The 18,455-nt window shown below is 38.3% G+C and carries 14 protein-coding genes; 9 read left to right on the top strand and 5 right to left on the bottom strand.

All coding sequences use genetic code 11. The annotated features are described in order from the left end of the window. Positions 1-375 precede the first annotated feature (375 nt). Positions 376-684, bottom strand: coding sequence for an AzlD domain-containing protein (locus tag M3627_RS12835; protein ID WP_251556026.1), 309 nt, complete (start codon positions 682-684; stop codon positions 376-378). Position 685: 1 nt separating this feature from the next. Continuing rightward, entirely contained in the window at positions 686-1,369 is a 684-nt protein-coding gene (locus M3627_RS12840; protein ID WP_251556078.1) for an AzlC family ABC transporter permease, read from the bottom strand. Positions 1,370-1,503: 134 nt separating this feature from the next. On the opposite strand from M3627_RS12840, the gene M3627_RS12845 reads away from it, so the two are divergent. From M3627_RS12845 to M3627_RS12885, 9 genes are all read left to right on the top strand, one after another. Next, positions 1,504-2,145, top strand: a complete 642-nt coding sequence (locus tag M3627_RS12845; RefSeq protein WP_169361038.1) for a TVP38/TMEM64 family protein — start codon at positions 1,504-1,506, stop codon at positions 2,143-2,145. Next, on the top strand, positions 2,138-2,686 hold the full coding sequence (gene lepB, locus M3627_RS12850; protein ID WP_285841708.1) for a signal peptidase I: 549 nt from the start codon (positions 2,138-2,140) through the stop codon (positions 2,684-2,686). The genes M3627_RS12845 and lepB overlap by 8 nt, the downstream gene beginning before the upstream one ends. Before the next feature lie 80 nt (positions 2,687-2,766). Then, a complete protein-coding gene (gene addB, locus M3627_RS12855; protein ID WP_251556029.1) occupies positions 2,767-6,261 on the top strand; it encodes a helicase-exonuclease AddAB subunit AddB in 3,495 nt (1,164 codons plus the stop codon). Next, positions 6,248-9,961 carry a helicase-exonuclease AddAB subunit AddA gene (gene addA, locus M3627_RS12860; RefSeq protein ID WP_251556031.1) on the top strand — a complete coding sequence of 1,238 codons (3,714 nt, stop codon included), beginning with the start codon at positions 6,248-6,250 and terminating at the stop codon, positions 9,959-9,961. Before addB ends, addA begins: the two co-directional genes overlap by 14 nt. Before the next feature lie 11 nt (positions 9,962-9,972). Beyond that, entirely contained in the window at positions 9,973-11,133 is a 1,161-nt protein-coding gene (locus M3627_RS12865) for a DUF418 domain-containing protein (protein ID WP_251556032.1), read from the top strand. A 78-nt stretch (positions 11,134-11,211) separates the two neighbouring features. Next, a complete protein-coding gene (locus tag M3627_RS12870) occupies positions 11,212-12,108 on the top strand; it encodes a fumarylacetoacetate hydrolase family protein (RefSeq protein WP_169361034.1) in 897 nt (298 codons plus the stop codon). 57 nt (positions 12,109-12,165) lie between these two features. Continuing rightward, complete coding sequence (locus tag M3627_RS12875) at positions 12,166-12,528, top strand: YisL family protein (RefSeq protein WP_251556035.1); 363 nt, start codon at positions 12,166-12,168, stop codon at positions 12,526-12,528. A gap of 286 nt (positions 12,529-12,814) precedes the next feature. Continuing rightward, positions 12,815-13,624: an AAA family ATPase gene (locus tag M3627_RS12880; protein WP_169361032.1), complete on the top strand. Its 810-nt coding sequence runs from the start codon at positions 12,815-12,817 to the stop codon at positions 13,622-13,624. A gap of 656 nt (positions 13,625-14,280) precedes the next feature. After that, the gene (locus M3627_RS12885) at positions 14,281-15,723 is read left to right on the top strand and encodes an alpha-amylase family glycosyl hydrolase (RefSeq protein ID WP_251556037.1); all 1,443 of its coding nucleotides are present in this window, start codon (positions 14,281-14,283) and stop codon (positions 15,721-15,723) included. 313 nt (positions 15,724-16,036) lie between these two features. Here the strand turns inward: M3627_RS12885 and M3627_RS12890 are convergent, their stop codons facing one another. The 3 genes from M3627_RS12890 to M3627_RS12900 all read right to left on the bottom strand — a co-directional run bounded on the left by M3627_RS12890 (position 16,037) and on the right by M3627_RS12900 (position 18,369). Beyond that, positions 16,037-16,540 (bottom strand): DUF3231 family protein, encoded by a 504-nt coding sequence (locus M3627_RS12890; RefSeq protein ID WP_169361030.1) that lies wholly within the window; start codon positions 16,538-16,540, stop codon positions 16,037-16,039. Between the two features lie 138 nt (positions 16,541-16,678). Beyond that, a complete protein-coding gene (locus M3627_RS12895; protein WP_251556039.1) occupies positions 16,679-17,530 on the bottom strand; it encodes a DegV family protein in 852 nt (283 codons plus the stop codon). A 29-nt stretch (positions 17,531-17,559) separates the two neighbouring features. Continuing rightward, positions 17,560-18,369 (bottom strand): Cof-type HAD-IIB family hydrolase, encoded by an 810-nt coding sequence (locus tag M3627_RS12900; protein WP_169361028.1) that lies wholly within the window; start codon positions 18,367-18,369, stop codon positions 17,560-17,562. Positions 18,370-18,455: the final 86 nt, after the last annotated feature.

The raw sequence follows: 18,455 nt of genomic DNA on the forward strand, positions 1-18,455 counted from the left end.
TAGAAAGAAATTAAACTTACATTTTTTGGTTAAACCAAAAAGTGTTAATTTCATATGGTCTAATTTTCAAAAATACCAGTTCATATGAGAGTGAATGACGTAAATTTTTCTTAACTTGATAGCTATGTCATCCCGTAGGAGTCGCCGTATGGGCTCCAATCAATAAATAGGAACATCCTTGATACATCGATATATTGATTATAAATTTACTTGCATAAACAAAGCAAAAAAACTGTTGCCAACCCCAATTTCATAATTTATTTGATAGTCATTTGAATATGTTTACAGTCACTATAAATAAGAATTGTTAGTACAAATAAGCCAATAACTTTAACAAAGCTTTAATAAATTAAAATTTTTAAAGAAGTTAAACCTTTATATAAAGAGGCTATAAACTGCTAAAAAACCGACTGTTCCAAGGACGACAACCATCACATTTTGAAATAAAAAAGCGAGAGTAAAAGCAATGATAGCGCCTATAAAACCAAATAATAGATCGCCTTCTTGTATGTATAAAACTGCTGGAAATATTAATGCCCCTAAAACAGCAAAAGGTATATTACGTAATATACCTGAAATAACAGGTGGCAGTTCCTTGCCTTCCAAAAATGTTAAAGGAAATGCCCGAGGAATGTAAGTAACAACTGCCATACCAAAAAGCATCCACCAATACCAACTACCCAATTTATAACACTCCTTTTGGCAAGCTTTTTTGTTTTCTTGCATAGATGATTTCAACTAGAATAGAAGAAGCAAGCGTTGCGACTAATATAGCCCATCCAGTAGAAAGTAAGCTAGTCCAGTAAAAAAAAGCATTAATCACAGCAGAAATGAGGGCTAGCATCACTACTTTTCGGTTACCCTTCATAGACGGGACTAGTAATCCTATGAACATGGCATATAAAGCTATAGCCATCGCTGCTTTTAAAAAAGCAGGGAGGTTTGCACCAATCGCATGACCAATTGCAGTGAAGACAACCCAGCTACTATAGGCAATAATCACGACACCAAATGCAAACGGGGTGGAAATTTTCTCGCCTTTTTTAGTAGCAAGAACCGAAAAGGCTTCGTCCGTTATCCCAAATGCATAAATGCCTTTAATCCATCGTTTCTCGCTTTGCATCTTTTCATTGAGTGATGCCGTCATAAGAAAGTGACGGATATTTACTACAAAAGTATTTAATACAATTAATATAGGGTCTACCCCTTTTGTTATAAGCGTTAAGGACATATATTGGGCTGCTCCAGCGTAAACAAATATGCTCATGGCGGTTGCCTCCAGAAGAGACAATCCTGAGGTTTTTGCTAATAGGCCAAAGGTGAGAGCCACGGGAAAATAACCAATAGCGATACTTAGTCCATCCCGCATCCCGCTCGCGAAAGATCTATTCACAAAATATTCACATCCTTTTTACATAATGAAAAAATTATACTATAAGAGTATAGTTTTATGTATACAATAAAAGGGGAAAGTATAAATATACATAAGCGGAGGAGAGAGACATGCCAGATTGGTTATCGTTTGAGACACTTACTGATTTAACAAAAGAATATCGGACACTTGGCCCGATTATCGGCATTCTTCTGCCCTTTCTGGAAGCCTTTCTGCCATTTTTACCATTAGTCGTTTTTATCGTTGCTAACGTAGCTGCTTATGGTTTATTGTTTGGATTTTTATTATCATGGGTTGGTTCCTTTGTTGGAGCTTATACCGTCTTTTTAGTTATTCGTAAATATGGACGGGCCAGAGTTTTAGGTTTTATAACTAGGCATGAAAGAATACAAAAATTAATATTATGGGTAGAGAGGAATGGTTTTGGACCACTATTCCTATTGATCTGTTTCCCTTTTACTCCATCTGCTCTGGTTAATATCGTAGCAGGGTTATCAAATATAAAAAAACATACGTATTTATGGACTGTAGCCTCAGGAAAGCTCATTATGATTTTTGTCGTTAGCTTTATCGGCTCAGATCTTAAAGCACTTGTGACACAACCGGTTCGAACTGCAATTGTTATCCTAATCATTGCTATCTTATGGTTTATAGGAAAGCATGTGGAAAAAAGAATTGAAAAGAGAGTAGAAGAAGACATAAGTGGAGTCAATATAAAAAGAAAGAGAAAAAGAGGAGAGACATTTGAGTAAATTTAAGCAGGAGACAATGGAATGGGTCATTGCCATAACTATCGCTATAGCTATTGTAGTCGTAGTTCGAATGTTTCTTGTAACAAATTATGAAGTTAGTGGTAAGTCGATGATGCCAACCCTTGCGGATAAGGATAGGGTTTTAATTAGTAAAATCTCACCGATCAACCGTATGGACGTCATCATTTTTAACAATGGTGAGGAAGACTTTGTAAAGCGTGTCATTGGGTTGCCGGGAGATACAATCCGGTATGAAAATGATGAGCTATTTGTGAACGAAAAACAGGTAAAGGAGCCATTTCTAGAAAGTAATCTTGCTTATAAAAATCCAGATGAACATTTTACGGAAGACTTTAATTTACTTGAACTAACTGGCAGTAATACGGTACCGAAAGGCAAACTTTTTGTACTAGGAGATAATCGAATTGCTAGTCTAGACAGTCGGTATTTTCATTTTATAGATAAAGACGAAGTTATTGGAGAGGTTAAATTCAAATACCTTCCATTGGCAGATGCTACCTTCAATTTTACGTCCGAATAATTTCCCTCACTTGACTATGTTTTGTACAATAGAGAGTAGGAGATTATTCGTTTTTTTTTATGGAAAGGAGCTTGTTTAGCTTGTCATTACGAATTATTAGTGGTCGGTCTGGATCCGGTAAGACAAAGTTTATGCAACAAGAAATTGTTCAATCAGTAAATGCGGCTCCATTCGGAGATCCGATTTTTTATATAGTACCTGACCAAATGTCATTTTCCAGTGAATATGACATGGCCGCCGATTCAGGGGTAACTGGAATTATTCGCGCCCAAGTGAGTACATTTAAACGGCTTGCCTGGCGTGTTCTTCAAGAAACAGGTGGGATAGCTAAAGAAGAGATTAGCGGCTTTGGCTATCGTATGCTTATTCGTAGCTTATTAGAGGACAACAAAGACGAATTTACTTTGTTTAAGCGTGCATCTACTAAGCGGGGGTTCACCGACCAAATAGAGGTGCTATTGAAGGAATTTAGTCGTTATTGCGTGGACTCCTCTTCGATGAGCAATGCCTTTAGCAGCTTAAAGGCTGTCGATGCCCCTCAAACATTATTAGATAAATCCTCGGATATTATGATGATGCTTGATTTAATCGAACAAAGGCTAGGGACAAGCTATGTAGACGGAGAAGGGTATTTAACACTACTCGCAAATAATATTAAGGACTCCTATCTTTTGGAAACCTCAGAAATTTATATTGATGGTTTCACCTCCTTTACCGCTCGAGAACTAGAAATTATCCAAGCATTGATGAAAAAGGTAAAAAGACTATCTATCGCACTGCCAATGGAGAGTCTTTCAGATGCCTTTGATGAGCAGTCTCTTTTCTTCCAGCCTGCTAATACAGCTGCTAGATTAATTGAAATGGCTCAGACTGAAAACGTTCAGGTAGAGGAAACGAAGCATTTTACAGATCAAAGACGGTTCGTAGCAGAAGAGCTTGCTCATATTGAAGCTAATTTCGACCAAATCCCAACTCCTCAAATTATGTCTAATGGAGCACTAAGGCTAACGGAGGCGATGAATAGACGCGCCGAGATTCATGCAGTTGCTAGACAAATTAGAGATTTAGCTCAATTTAAAAATGTCCGCTATAACGAAATGGCAATATTACACCGAGATACTGAAAGTTATGAAGGGCTAATAGAGACAACTTTTCCCCAATATGAAATCCCATTTTTTATAAGTAAAAAGAAATCTATGCTTCATCATCCTCTGATCGAGCTCAGCAGAACGGTTTTAGAAATTATTCAATCGGACTGGAAATATGAGCCAATGTTCCGAGCGATTAAAACGGATCTATTCTTCCCGATTGATGCACCTAAAACGATGTGGAGAGAACGAGCGGATCGTTTAGAGAATTTCGTGCTGTCCTTTGGTATATACGGGGATAGATGGTTCGATAGTCGAAGATGGGTGTACAAAAAGTATAGAGGCCTAGAATTCTATTCAAAGGTACAAACGGATGAAGAGCTTAGTATTCAGGCTGATATTCACGCGGCGAGAGATATTCTTATCCAGCCGATAAAGAATTTGGCAGATGCCCTGGAGGAATGTAATACAGGAAAAGAAATTGCTATTGCGCTCTATACCTTTATGGAATCCTTACAGGTGTACGAAAAACTGCAAAAACTTAAAGAAGTGGAGGAGGAAAGCGGACAGCTGTTGCTGGCTACAGAGCATGACCAAGCGTGGAATGAATGGGTCGATGTGCTAGATCAATTTGTTCTAATGTTCGGAGAGAAGGAAATGTCTCTCGAAGAGACTATGAAAATACTTGACGAGGGTTATGACCAGCTAGAGTTTTCTCGCATTCCTCCATCGATTGATCAGGTGATTGTTGGAAACGTGGATACTGCGCGTTTGACGAATATAAAAGCGGTTTTTGTAGTTGGAGTGAACGATGGTGTGTTTCCAAAAAGAATCGATCACGAGGGTTTGCTGTCAGATACGGAGCGTGAGTGGTTCGCCCAAGTAGGCTTTGAGCTCGCACCGACTTCTCGAATGAGATTGCTCGATGAAAATTACTTGACTTATAAAGCCTTTGCTACTCCTTCTCACTATTTGTATGTTTCCTATGCTATTGCCGATAGTGAAGGGAAGGCTCAGTTGCCTTCTATGTATATTAGTAAGCTCCAACAGCTTGTAGGAGGGGTGCCAATAGAGATAGCGGTAATCGATCCTTCTGATGTAAAGGATCCTAGCTTTAGTATGACGTTAATCAGCCACCCGAGAACTACTCTTGCTTACCTGTCGATGCAGTTACGACAGGCTTTACAGTCTGGAGAGTTATCAGATGAATGGCAGGCTGTGTATCAGTATTATATGGAGGATCCTTATTGGTCTACGCTTATTAAGCGAATTATTCGCCCAATGCTGCGTGGAAACAAAACAGACCTTCTATCCTCGGATATAACGGCAGCTTTATACGGGGAAACGATTAATTCCAGTGTTTCAAGGGTTGAAAAGTATTATAGCTGTCCGTTTGCCCACTTTGCTGGTTATGGGTTAAAGCTAGAGGAGCGTTCAGAATATCGCTTAGAGGCACCGGCTATGGGAGATCTTTTTCATGCTGCAATGAAATGGATTTCAGATGAAACCTCTCGCTTAGATTTAACGTGGGGACAGTTGACTAGAGCCCAATGCATGCAGTTTGCCAAGCAGGCAGTCGACCATATCGTACCAATTTTTGTACATCAGCTATTGTTGAGTACAAATCGTTATCGTTATATTCAAAGAAAATTAGAGCAAATCGTCGGAAATACGTTAGTGGCATTAAGCAGACATTCCAAAGTATCTGGCTTCGTACCAATTGCGATTGAGGCAGGCTTTGGTCCAGGCGAACAATTGCCACCTCTAGAGATACCATTAAAACATAGACGTAAGATGCAATTGCGTGGAAGAATCGACCGAGTGGACGCAGCGAATGTAAATGGCAATATGTTCATGCGCATCATTGATTATAAGTCCTCCAAAAAAGGTCTTGATCTCAATGAAGTGTATCACGGTATTTCCTTACAGCTGTTAACGTACTTAGACGTCGCTGTAGAAAATGCTAAAATATGGCTCCAGGAAGAAGCAGAGCCTGCTGGTGTACTTTACGTTCATATGCATAATCCGTTTATTCAAAGCGAGAAGGAATTAGAGGATGAGGAGCTACAGGATTCCATATATAAATCCTATAAAATGAATGGACTGTTGTTATCCGACCCAGAAGTGATTACAGAGATGGACGAGCAAATAGATGGGTTTTCGAAGGTTATTCCTGTCCGGATGAACAAGGACGGCAGCCTTTCCAAATCCTCCTCTAAAGTTGTAGAACCAAATCAAATGAAACTTCTTCAAACCTTTGTCCGTAAAAAGCATGAACAGGCTGGGAACGGCATGAACGCAGGAGACACGAGAGTATATCCATATGTCATGAAGGATAAGATGCCTTGCCAATTTTGCTCATATAGGAGCGTTTGTCAATTCGACCCGCAGGATCCGGAGCAAAAGGTCCGAGTGTTAAAAGTAGATAAACCAGATGTTATAGCGGACAAGATACAAAAGGAGATGAGTACAAATGAAGATTCCTAAGATGCCAGATGATTTAACTTGGACACCAGCGCAGTGGAAGGCAATCTGGGCAACTGGTTCAGATGTGCTCGTAGCTGCCGCTGCAGGTTCTGGTAAAACAGCTGTGCTCATCGATCGACTTATACAAAAGGTGATTGCAAAGGAAAATCCAATAAACGTAGATGAATTGCTAGTCGTTACATTCACAAATGCTTCGGCAGCAGAAATGCGTCATCGAATGAGAGAGGCGTTGGAAAAAGCGATTGCCTTGGACCCTAACTCCAATCATTTGAGAAAGCAGCTGACGTTGTTAAACAAAGCACAGATTTCCACCTTACACTCCTTTTGTTTAAACATTGTGCGTCAGTATTCCTATATGCTGACAATCGATCCGGGCTTTCGAATTGCAGATGACACAGAGGCAGCTCTTCTACGCGACGATGTACTAGCTGACATCCTAGAAGAAGCATACCAGACAGAAAATCCAGATGCTATGTATCTATTATCCGACAGCTTCACCTCCGATCGAGATGACCAATCGATTGAAGTGATGATCGATAAGTTATATACGTATGCTCGTGTGCATCCAGAGCCAAAGAAATGGCTACTAGCTATCCCGGAAGCTTATGAGCTAGACAGTGACATGACGATAGATGAACTGTCATTCATCGACCCGTTAAAGCTCGCGATTATTTATCAGCTGGAGGAAGCGATGGCGCTGGCAGAGGATATTCGAAAGCTTGCGAATCTTCCTGACGGCCCTGCTCCACTTGGAGAGACGGCTATAAATGATCAACAACTTATACAGGAAGCCATACGCTTACTGAAGATGGGGAGCTGGCAGGACACGTATTATTACTTCCAAGGATTAAAGTGGGGGAAAGCTGCCTCCATTCGAAAGGATTCCTGTGATGAAGAGCTGAAAAAGAAGGCTACGAGTAAGAGGAATAAGGCTAAAAAGGTAGTCAACGATCTCAAGGACAAATATTTTACGCGAACACCTGAACGACTTTTAGAAGAGATGAGATTGATGGCTCCTCACCTAAAAACATTAGTAAATCTTGCTATTTCTTATGGAGAAAGATACACTGCAGCAAAAAATGATAGAGGGCTAGTAGACTTTTCTGACCTCGAGCATTATGCCTTAGGGATACTCACTGACCATGATGAGGACGGAAATTTAGTCTCTTCCGCAATTGCAAAGGAATATCAGGAGCGATTTAAAGAAGTGCTCGTGGATGAATACCAGGATACTAATAATCTCCAAGAAACTATTCTTCAATTAGTTAAAAGCGGTGATGAATTAACTGGGAACATGTTCATGGTTGGCGATGTAAAACAATCTATTTACAGGTTCAGACTTGCTGAGCCTATGCTTTTTCTTGGAAAGTATCGCGTATTTAATGAAGAGCCATTAGAATCTGGAGTGAAAATTGATTTAAATGCAAACTTCAGAAGTCGTCAAGAAGTGCTCCATGGAACGAACTATATCTTCCAACAAATTATGGGTAAAAATGTTGGAGAAATAGATTATGATGATGCTGCTTCCTTGAAGCCTCAAGCCCCATACGATGACAAAGACGCAGCAGTAGAGCTTGCGTTGTTATATGAAGTGGAGGATGGAAGTGCCGAGGTAGATGCAGATGAGGAGGATTTTTCATCTGTTGATGCCGAGGAGGAATTAAAAAAATCCCAAGCAGAGGCACGTTATATCATTTCAAAAATAAAAGAAATGATCGCGAGCGGACATACAGTCTATGATCCATGGAAAAAGAAAGAACGCCCTGTTCAATATAGCGATATGGTCATTCTTATGCGGTCCATGACCTGGTCGCAGGAAGTCAATGAACAGTTTAAAGAGGCAGGAATTCCTTTATATGCAGAGCTTTCCAAAGGTTACTTTGAAGCGATAGAAGTTCTAATCATGCTACATACCCTACGTACAATTGATAATCCTTACCAGGATATTTCACTAGCTTCTGTTCTTCGAGCACCTTTCGTTGGCTTAACTGAATCAGAGCTTGCGCTTATCCGATTAGCTGCACCGAAGGAATCATTTTATGAAGCGTTGAAGCTATTTGTCTCTAGTGGAGGAGCAGGCTTATCCTCTGAAACGGCAGAGAAGCTCCAAAGATTCCTGCTACAATTTGAAGATTGGAGAGATCTTAGTAGAAGAGGCTCTTTGGCAGACTTAATATGGCAAATCTATTTGGACACCCATTACTATGAAATAGTAGGCTCTATGCCTAACGGAAAACAGCGCCAAGCGAACCTGCGTGTGTTACATGACCGAGCAGTTGCTTATGAAAAGACATCCTTCCGTGGATTGTTCCGTTTCTTACGTTTTATAGATCGGATGAGAAAGCGTGGAGACGATTTGGGTGCAGCTAGATCTATTAGTGAAAAAGAAAATGTTGTTCGCTTAATGACCATCCATTCCTCCAAAGGTCTGGAATTTCCTGTCGTGTTCCTCGCAGGGATGGGAAGACCATTTAACCAAATGGACTTTAACGAGTCATATTTATTTGATCAAAACTTTGGACTTGCCGTAAAGGCAATAGACCCTATTAAACGTATTTCTTTCACATCGCTTCCATTCCTAGCGGTAAAAGAAAAGAAACAAATGGAACTAAAAGCAGAGGAAATGCGAGTTCTCTATGTGGCGATGACTCGTGCCAAGGAGCACTTATTCCTAGTAGCTACTATAAAGGATTTAGCAAAAACCCTAGACAAATGGGAGGATTCTCAAACACTTATGAGTGATGAAATGATCCCAGATTATAAAAGGGCAAAAGCGAAAGGATATTTGGATTGGATAGGTCCTGCTCTTGCTCGACACCGGGATTATAGTCAGTTATCTCAAATAAACGAGGCAAACATAGTAGAGGGTCCCTCCAAGTGGAATATAGTTGCTAAGCATATAGATGAACTTAAAGTTCACCAGGAAGAAGAGAAAAAAGAGGAAACTTCACTTCAGGAACTATTGCAGTTGGAAAATCCAGCGTTATTAGAGGATGTTAAGAAAATCTTTGATACGCGCTACGAATTTGAAGCTTCCACTCATAAACGTTCTAAGCAGTCAGTGAGCGAAATGAAGCGCCTACAATTATTGTCCGAGCGCCATGATGAAGAGTTCTTTGGCCCTACTACTACTCCTGTAAAAAGCAAAGTGGCTAAGCGTCCTTTCTTTTTACAGGAAGGAACGAAATTGACAGGAGCCGAAGCAGGTACGGCTGTCCATGCGTTTATGCAGCATGTAGATTTATCTGAACGAAAGACCGCCGAACAAGTACTGGCATTTGCAGAGAGGCTAAAAGAACGAGAAATCATTACTAATGCTGAAAAAGAAGCGATTAATCCAGAAAAGATGGTCCCTTTCTTTCATTCTGAAATGGCCGAACGTTTAAGAATTGCTAAAAACGTTATGAGAGAATTTCCTTTTACCTATGCTTTAGTTGACCAAGATGGCGATAAGCAGATTGTCCAAGGGGTTGTAGACTGTTTATTCCAAGAGGAAGATGGACGGTGGGTGCTGCTAGATTATAAAACAGATAAAGTAAAGCATTTACAAAGCAACGAGGATCTTTTACTAAAAGAGATGAAAAATAGATACGCAATACAGCTTTCATTATATGAAAAGGCTATCGAAGACATCTTGAAGGTCGATATAAAAGAGAGAGTATTATATCTATTTGATATAAATAAAACAGTAATTATTTAGGGGGAAGCTTGGTGATTTTACCTACGCAAGAAAAAGAAAGAATCATTTCTATCGATGTAATGAGAGGCTTTGCTTTACTAGGAATTTTCGTAGTGAATATGCTATTTTTTCATGGTCCGTATATTTATGTGAATCCATATGACTGGTATCAAACCCCAGCTGATCAAGAAACCTATAAGTGGATTGATATTTTCGTACAAGGCAGTGTCTATCCGCTGTTTGCAATGCTATTTGGATACGGATTAGCAATGCAATTTATGAAGTCGGAGGCAAAGGGCACATCCTTTTCCCGCCTCGCAGTAAGAAGGCTATTGATACTACTAGGAATTGGGTGTATTCATGCATTTTTAATTTGGTCTGGTGACATTTTGATTACCTATGCATTAGCCGGATTGTGTTTAATCGTATTGATGAAATTAAAGCCACTTTGGTTAATAATAATCGCAGCTGTTTTGTATTTAATACCGAATGGCTTGTTAACTGGGTTGGTCTACTTCATGACAAAAATAGCCCCTGACCAGTCCGTTCTTTATACAGCAATTCAAAAGGTAGAGGAATCGGCCGTAGCCTATTCACAAGGATCGTGGTTCGATGTATTTGGACAAAGATTAGCCGATTGGCTTTACATGCAAGGATACGGTTTAAATGTTGTGCTTATTCTTTGTACAATATTACCGCTTTTAATGCTTGGATCGGCGGCTGCAAAGCTAAGACTAATCGAGCGAGCGAGTGAGCTGAAGTTATTTTGGATCATTACAATAATTATTGCGATGACAGCAGGAACAGCTATTAAGTGGTTACCGTTTAGTCAAGGTGATGATTTATTTACAATGACGGTCCAAGACACTTTTGGAGGGCCTCTTCAAGCCATTGCTTACGGTGGCTTCCTTGCATTGATTTGTACAATTCCTATAGTAGGAAAACTATTATCCCCAATTGCTAAAGCAGGAAGAATGTCTATGACCATTTATTTAATGCAATCTATTCTTGCAACTACTATTTTCTATGGTTATGGCTTTGGTTTATACGGTAAAGTCGACATAGCCACAGGTACATGGATGGCAATAGGAATATATGTAATTCAAATCATTTTTGCAGAAATATGGTTTACTAAGTTTAAACAAGGTCCTGTCGAATTATTGTGGAGAAAACTGACTTATTCGAAAATATGATCGAAAAAGATGAAATTAAACAAAGTTTGTAATAGACTATATTAATAGATTCAAATTTCTTTAGAGGAGTGTTTATAGATGAAGCTATTGTCATACCGATTAAACGATAAAATTTATTTTGGTCCAAAAGTAAAAAAAGAAGAAGCAGTCTGGGATGTACTTACTATTCAAGAAGAATTACAAGTGCTACCTAATTTTCCTGCAACTATCGTCCAAGGTGTCAGCTTCGGGATGGATTTTATTGAACAAATACGTGTTTTAATAGAAACAGCTTTAAAAGAAGAGGATCCAAATCGTTTTAAACGCTCATTTACAGAAATTGAATGGCTATCACCGATACCTCGCACACCCAAAAATGTAATGGCAATTGGTAAAAACTATGCCGATCATGCAAAGGAAATGGGTGGGGTAGCGGAGGACTTTGTTGTATTTACAAAGGCTCCGACAACAATTGCCGCAGATGAACAAACGTTACCAGTCCACTCAGAGGTTACTTCTTCGTTAGATTACGAAGGTGAGCTTGCAATCGTAATAGGAAAAGAAGGAAAGAATATTCCTTCTAAATTAGCCTATGATTATGTATTTGGTTACACAATTGCTAATGATATTACCGCAAGAGATCTTCAGAAGAAACACCAGCAGTTCTTCTTAGGTAAAAGTTTAGATTGGTCATGTCCTATGGGACCTTATGTGGTAACGAAGGATGAAATTCCAAATCCTCAGGACCTAACGATCGTTACAAAAGTTAACGATGAAATTCGTCAAAATGGTGTTACCTCCGATATGATTTATTCGGTTGAGAATATTATTTGTGAGATATCAAAAATTGTAACTTTGGAGCCCGGAGATGTTATTTTAACAGGTACGCCTGCAGGAGTAGGTAAGGGATTCAATCCTCCAAAATTCTTAAAATCAGGCGATATTGTGAAAGTTTCTATTGAAGGAATCGGAACGCTTGTAAACAAGTTTGAGTAATGGTAGTTTAAAAGTGGTATAGTAAAGATATATTAAAATTAACGTTGAGGTGAAACAATGGATTTCTTAGCAAGTACGCACTTACACATAACAACTTGGGTAGTAGCATTAATTTTGTTTTTTGTTGCTCTAGCAATGTCTAATTCAAAGGTTGTTCAGATGATTTTACGTTTAGATTATTTGCTTATCATCCTTACAGGAGTTGCTTTATTCATCAAAGGGATGGATTATGGAGAAGGCATGCTGTATGGCTTGAAGTTTATAGCTGGTATTCTTGTAATTGGTATGATGGAAATGACTTTAGTTAAAAAAGCAAAAGGTAAACCATATACGACGTTTCTTGTATTAGTATTTGTGTTCTTCTTTGTTGCTTTATTCCTTGGATTCAAGCTTCCAATGGGTATTAACTTTTTAGCATAATAATTAAAACTCTCATGTTTACATGGGAGTTTTTTTGTATTTAAATAAAAAGTTTATGCCCATTGTAATACAGGGAAGAGCGATGGTAGATTTTTGCTTCGGTAGACGCTATCCTTATCGTGAGCTAGAAGCTATTATCCATATCTTACGTGATGATTTATAGTCCCTTTAAGAAGGCTATGGTGAAAATGAAGGTTTATTTAAGATTCAACCCTCTAGAGCAATAATAAAAAAATGATAATATTGATTATAGCTATTCATTATTCCAAAAGGGAGGTTAACCCATATGATCTATCTGAAAAGCTTCAAGCTTTCACTTCATACAGTCAATAATCCAAATGCATATCCATACAATGTGTTTAGAAAAATAACTGGAGAAGTGTTAGTCTTTCATAACATTACAGTAGTGTATGGTAACAATGGTTCCGGTAAGTCCACACTATTAAATTTAATGGCAAACAAGCTTAAAATTACGGGGGCTGAGGAAATAACAAATAATAGCCATAACATATACCCGTTAGATTACATATCAGAATGTTCCTACGCGCTAGGTGAAAATAAGAGTGACGGAGAGTCAGATCAACTACCGTATAATAGTTTGTACATCAAAAGCGAAGATATTTTATATGAGATCAAGAAGATTCAGCAGGAGGCGGTTCTTAAGGAGGGTTACCTGTACCAACACTCTAGGTTGGGATATACTAAGGAACGTTTGGAAGAGTTGAAACATTCTTCACAGATGTACAAACAAATGAAGATTATGAAATTTTCTAATGAGAAGTATTCTAACGGTGAGACATCCATGCAGATATTTGATGAATATCTTGTCCCAAACGGATTATACTTGCTCGATGAACCTGAAACCTCTCTTTCTCCTACAAACCAAATTAAGTTGGCAGAAGAAATCAATAAACTCGCAAGGTTTTTTGACTGTCAATTTATTATAGCGACACATTCTCCATTTATGTTGGGAACATTAGATGCTAAGATTTATAATCTTGACGCACCCCTTTTGACAACAAATAGATGGACTGAGCTTGAAAACGTAAGATTTTTCTACGACTTTTTCAATAAACGGAAGAATGAATTTGAATAATCAGCAGAAACATCTGCAGGTTCTTCAGAACGCATATAATAGCCAACCAAACTAGTCACTTAATGGTTGAATAAATAAAGTAATATACTTCTAATAACGTTTTGAAAAAAATAAGTAAGAACTTCTATATAAAAAAAGCCTATAGCTCGCGAAATTGCATCTTCGCGAGCCGCTTGACCATTAGAAAATATTTTTATTCCTTTATTAGCTAAAATGCCTTTATTCCGTTTCTAATAGTTGAAGGGAGGCGACGGATAGAATTAAGCCATAAGATTACCGAAAGTAGAGTGTTGTCGTGACGGTAGTCACGACAACACTCCTAAAACTTCTCCGATAATGATATGGCCAAAGTCTATCCAAAAGCCGACCGGAAACAAATAGATTCCGACTGAAGACTTTCAATATCTAAAAGGAACTTAAAAAATTCTTCAATACAGCAGTAATGTCTTAGCAAAAGCCGACCGGAAACGATTAGAAACCCTAGAAGCTATTAATATGACACAGTTTGGACGAATACTTTTTTATTTTCTACCTATTTCTTTTTAAAACATAGCGATTGAAACGTAGCTTTGTTAAAATTAACGATGATAAGTCTTGTTTTAGAGTATAAATAAACAAGACAATTTTATGTTGACCCGATGTAGAGGAGGATTACCTTGAAATTTAAAAAATGGCTTGTTTGTAGTGTACTTTTCAGCAGCCTATGGATGACAACTGCTTTTAGTGCTCAAGCAGCGGATTCATCTATACAAAATGAAAGTATTTATGACTTATACGTTGACCGATATTTTAATAGCACAGTCGCAAATGACTACAATGTTAATACGAAAGATCATCTAGCCTTCGCTGGAGGAGATTTTAAAGGAATCATGGACAAAATGGATCACATACGTGATTTAGGCTTTTCAATACTCTCTATCGGTCCAGTTTTCTCAACGGAATCCTATGATGGTAAAGCAATTTTAGATTTTAATGAAATTGAAAAACATTTTGGAACAGCTGATGAATTAGAAGCTTTGATTGAGAAAACACATAATCAAAAGATGAAACTAATGATAGAATTTCCATTGAATAACTATAGTGCGCAGCATACTTGGGCTAGTGAAGAGGACAAGCAAGATTGGATTATATCCAAAGACGGCGTACTACAACTAGATTTAGAAAATCCGGAAGTACAGACTGAACTTATAGACACTATTGTAGCTTTTGCTACTAAGTACAAAATTGATGGAGTGAAGCTTTCTGAAATAGAAGGCGCACCTACAGAATTTATAAACGAAATGATTACAGCCTTAAAAGAAGTAAGAAATCCAATGTATGTTATAGCATTAGAGGAAAGCGATGCGAATTTTGATGTCAACTATTCAGAACAACGTATGGTCGCACTAAGAGATGCGTTCAAAAACACGGATTACCCTTCAGATGTTATTAGTTCGGTTGAATCCAATGACTTACTCCTAATTGACAATTTAGTATCAGAACGTTTTACTTACCATAGTGCTTTGGAAAACATGTTCCCTCCGACGCGCATTCGCGCTGCTATAGGAACACTACTGACACTACCTGGAGTACCTTATATGACATATGGAACGGAAATTGCCATGAACGGTCAGGTACCAGAAGAAAGCCATCAAATCATGAATTTTCGTGTAGATGAAGAGTTAATCGAGTATATCCAAGATGTTAACTCCATTCGTAATAAATCAGATGCACTTAGATCTGGTGACATAGAAGTTCTAAAAAATGAAAATGGTTATGCAGTATATAAGCGTGAATCAGAAGAAGAAACATTTATTATAGTTGTAAATAATACTAGCGCTACCCAACGTATTGATCTTTCTAGTGAAGTTGTAGGAGAAGACAAGGAAGTTAGAGGGATTTTTGAATCCGATTTAATTAGAACCACGGATGATGGCTCATACCGCATAGTTATTGATCGTGAAATTGTGGAAGTCTTTCAAGTAACAGACCGCAAAGGTTTAAATACAGCTTATATAATCGCAATGGGAATCTCTTATTTGTTATTTATCTTATTCCTCGTAATTGTTTGGAAAAAAGGAAAGCAAAGAAGAAGAGACGATGAAAACAAAGCGAAATAATAAAAAAACTATCTCTTGAGTGCCAAGAGATAGTTTTTTTAGTTAGAAAGATAAATTGAATTGATGTCCAGCTTCATCGCCTTGCCCCTCGGGGTCAAATGGATAAAAGCTCCGGTGGCTGAAGAACTGCCTCCTCGCTTTTCTGCATTTGCCTGTCGGGGCAGTGACAGGCGCTTGCGCTTTTCTTGATGTCCAGCTTCATCGCCTTGCCCCTCGGGGTCAAATGGATAAAAGCTCCGGTGGCTGAGGAACTGCCTCCTCGCTTTTCTGCATTTGCCTGTCGGGGCAGTGACAGGCGCTTGCGCTTTTCTTGTTAGTGATGTTCTGTATGAAGTGGAGGTAGGATTAACCAACCTTTTTCCTTCGTTAACTGCAATAATTTTGCACCTAATTGAGCTTTTTTCATATGGAATTGGCCATACATGGTAGCTATGTCTTCTCTTGTAGAAATACCCATTGCCTTACTGCAGGCTACTAATCCTGAAGCGCCATCGATTGCTAACGCAGCTGCAATTTCAGGATCATTGAATTTTGCACCTGGTGGGATATTTTCTACTTGAGCTACAGGACGCTCAGGAGGGGCAGGTGGAAGTCCAATGCCATTTTCCTTGAGAATCCTTTCCAAATACTTGTTTTCATCTTTCATGGCATCCACGGAATCTTCAAGAATTTTTTTTAGATCTGTATCTCCAGCGTGATTATAAAAGGTTTGGTGTGCAGCAATTAATCCTTGGTTGGTTGTTAAATTAGTCCAAATAGCAAAAACTTCACCACAATGTAATGGTTGCTCTTTTTGATTCCCAGATAAAATACCCATTTTTTCACTCCATTTCGTCATAAGTCGACATGATTTTTTCAGGTCGAGCTTATTATGTGACAACATGGAGGAACTATTCTAATTCCAATAAAAAAGACAAATCTGCTGGAAGATTTGTCTTTTAATCTATTAAAAGTTTTATGCTTCTTTGTTCAAAAAGAAGACAGAGATTGCTCCGGGGCCAGTGTGGGCACCAATGGTGGAACCAATCAGATGAATTTCTACATCTGTAGGCTGCATTTTTTCTAATATCATTTCTTTTAGTTCTTGTGCTCGATCTAATACGTCTGCATGACTAATAGCAATTACTTGTCCTTCTAAATTTCCTCCGCGTTCCTCTACTAATTCTACTATACGTTTCATTACTTTTTTAGTGCCGCGAATTTTTTCAATCGGTACAAGTTTGCCCTCTTCTACATGAAGTACAGGCTTGATGTTTAACAGGCCACCGATAAATGCACTTGCTTTGGAAACTCGTCCACCGCGGGCCATATAATCTAAGTCATCTACAGTGAAAAGATGTTCCATATGTGTAGCATTCCATCTAATTTTCTCTTCAATTTCCGAAAGGCTTAGTCCTTCATCTCTTAGTTTTACTGCTTCTTTTACAAGCAGTCCATATCCAAGTGAAGCACATTTTGAATCTATGATAGTTAGCTTCATATCCGGATATGTCTCTAATAATTGTTCCTTCATCATCACAGCCGTACTATAAGTACCTGATAACTCTGAGGAGAAAGCGATGTAAATACCTTCTTCTCCTGACTTAGCAAGATCCTCAAAAATACGAAGGAAATGTTCAGGAGAAGTTTGAGAAGTTTTAGGCTGCTTACCATTTCTAATCTCTGCGTATACCTCTGTTGATACAATGTCGTTTATATCTTCATATTCTTTATCGTCAATATGAACACGAAGTGGTGCTAACTCGACTTGATTTGTTTCAAAAAATAATTTTGGTAAGTCACTTGCACTGTCGGCAAATATTCTCATTTTTGTCCTCCTAAAATTTGTGAATTATATTAATTCAATTTTAATCTTTCTTTTAAGAATTCTGCAATACCATCTTCATTATTTGTTGCAGTAATTTCATTTGCGATATTTTGCAAAGGGGAAATAGCATTACCCATTGCGACACCAACGCCAGCATATTCAATCATTTCTAAATCGTTATCCTCGTCTCCAAATGCAATAATTCTATCTTTAGGGATATTTAAATATTTGGATACATGGTCGAGACCTACTGCCTTATTCAGACCGTGTCTAACAATTTCAATAACATCCCAAGGTGCTCCCCAACGGCGGTGATCAATAACTTCTGCATGAACTTCTTTTAAATGCTTTCTAACATCATCTACTGAATTTTCCTCTGCATGTATGAGTAAACTAGTTGGATCGGCGTTTAAAAATTGTCGAAGGTCACCAGTAGTTATATTGGGATTTCCTTGTACTAAAGCGGAGATCATTTGTTCATCATGATAATGTAAGTATACGTCATCTAGGACTTCTGCGAGCATATTTTTTATCGAATAGCTTTGAACGGCCTCAACTACTTCTTTTACAACATTCAAGCTAATTGGTTTATGTATCATTTGCCATGAACGATTTCTAGGGTGATGTACGAATGCCCCATTGAAGTTGACAATAGGAGTAGTTAGCCCAAGTTCATGATAATACATTTCGCTTGCTCGATAGGGTCTACCCGTTGCAATCATTACTTCATGCCCTTCATCCTTAGCCTTTAATAAAATTCTTTTCGTGTTATCAGAAATAACCTTTTGGTCGGTTAATAAAGTTCCATCTAAGTCTAATACGATTAAGTGTCGTTCCATGTGCATATTCCCCCTCATCTTATTAAAGTTTATCTTGTTCCAGATGTTCCGTCAAAATGTATTGGTTCGCGATTTTGTAAAAAAAC

Source organism: Psychrobacillus sp. MER TA 171, from assembly GCF_023713305.1.
GTDB lineage: Bacteria > Bacillota > Bacilli > Bacillales_A > Planococcaceae > Psychrobacillus.

What these genes read in the sequence shown, in the direction of transcription:
- M3627_RS12870 (WP_169361034.1), top strand. Translation starts at nt 11,212, where the DNA reads ATGAAGCTATTGTCATACCGATTAAACGATAAAATTTATTTTGGTCCA.
- M3627_RS12875 (WP_251556035.1), top strand. Translation starts at nt 12,166, where the DNA reads ATGGATTTCTTAGCAAGTACGCACTTACACATAACAACTTGGGTAGTA.
- M3627_RS12900 (WP_169361028.1), bottom strand. Translation starts at nt 18,369, where the DNA reads ATGGAACGACACTTAATCGTATTAGACTTAGATGGAACTTTATTAACC.
- M3627_RS12840 (WP_251556078.1), bottom strand. Translation starts at nt 1,369, where the DNA reads ATGCGGGATGGACTAAGTATCGCTATTGGTTATTTTCCCGTGGCTCTC.
- M3627_RS12880 (WP_169361032.1), top strand. Translation starts at nt 12,815, where the DNA reads ATGATCTATCTGAAAAGCTTCAAGCTTTCACTTCATACAGTCAATAAT.
- M3627_RS12890 (WP_169361030.1), bottom strand. Translation starts at nt 16,540, where the DNA reads ATGGGTATTTTATCTGGGAATCAAAAAGAGCAACCATTACATTGTGGT.
- M3627_RS12845 (WP_169361038.1), top strand. Translation starts at nt 1,504, where the DNA reads ATGCCAGATTGGTTATCGTTTGAGACACTTACTGATTTAACAAAAGAA.
- addA (WP_251556031.1), top strand. Translation starts at nt 6,248, where the DNA reads ATGAAGATTCCTAAGATGCCAGATGATTTAACTTGGACACCAGCGCAG.
- M3627_RS12895 (WP_251556039.1), bottom strand. Translation starts at nt 17,530, where the DNA reads ATGAGAATATTTGCCGACAGTGCAAGTGACTTACCAAAATTATTTTTT.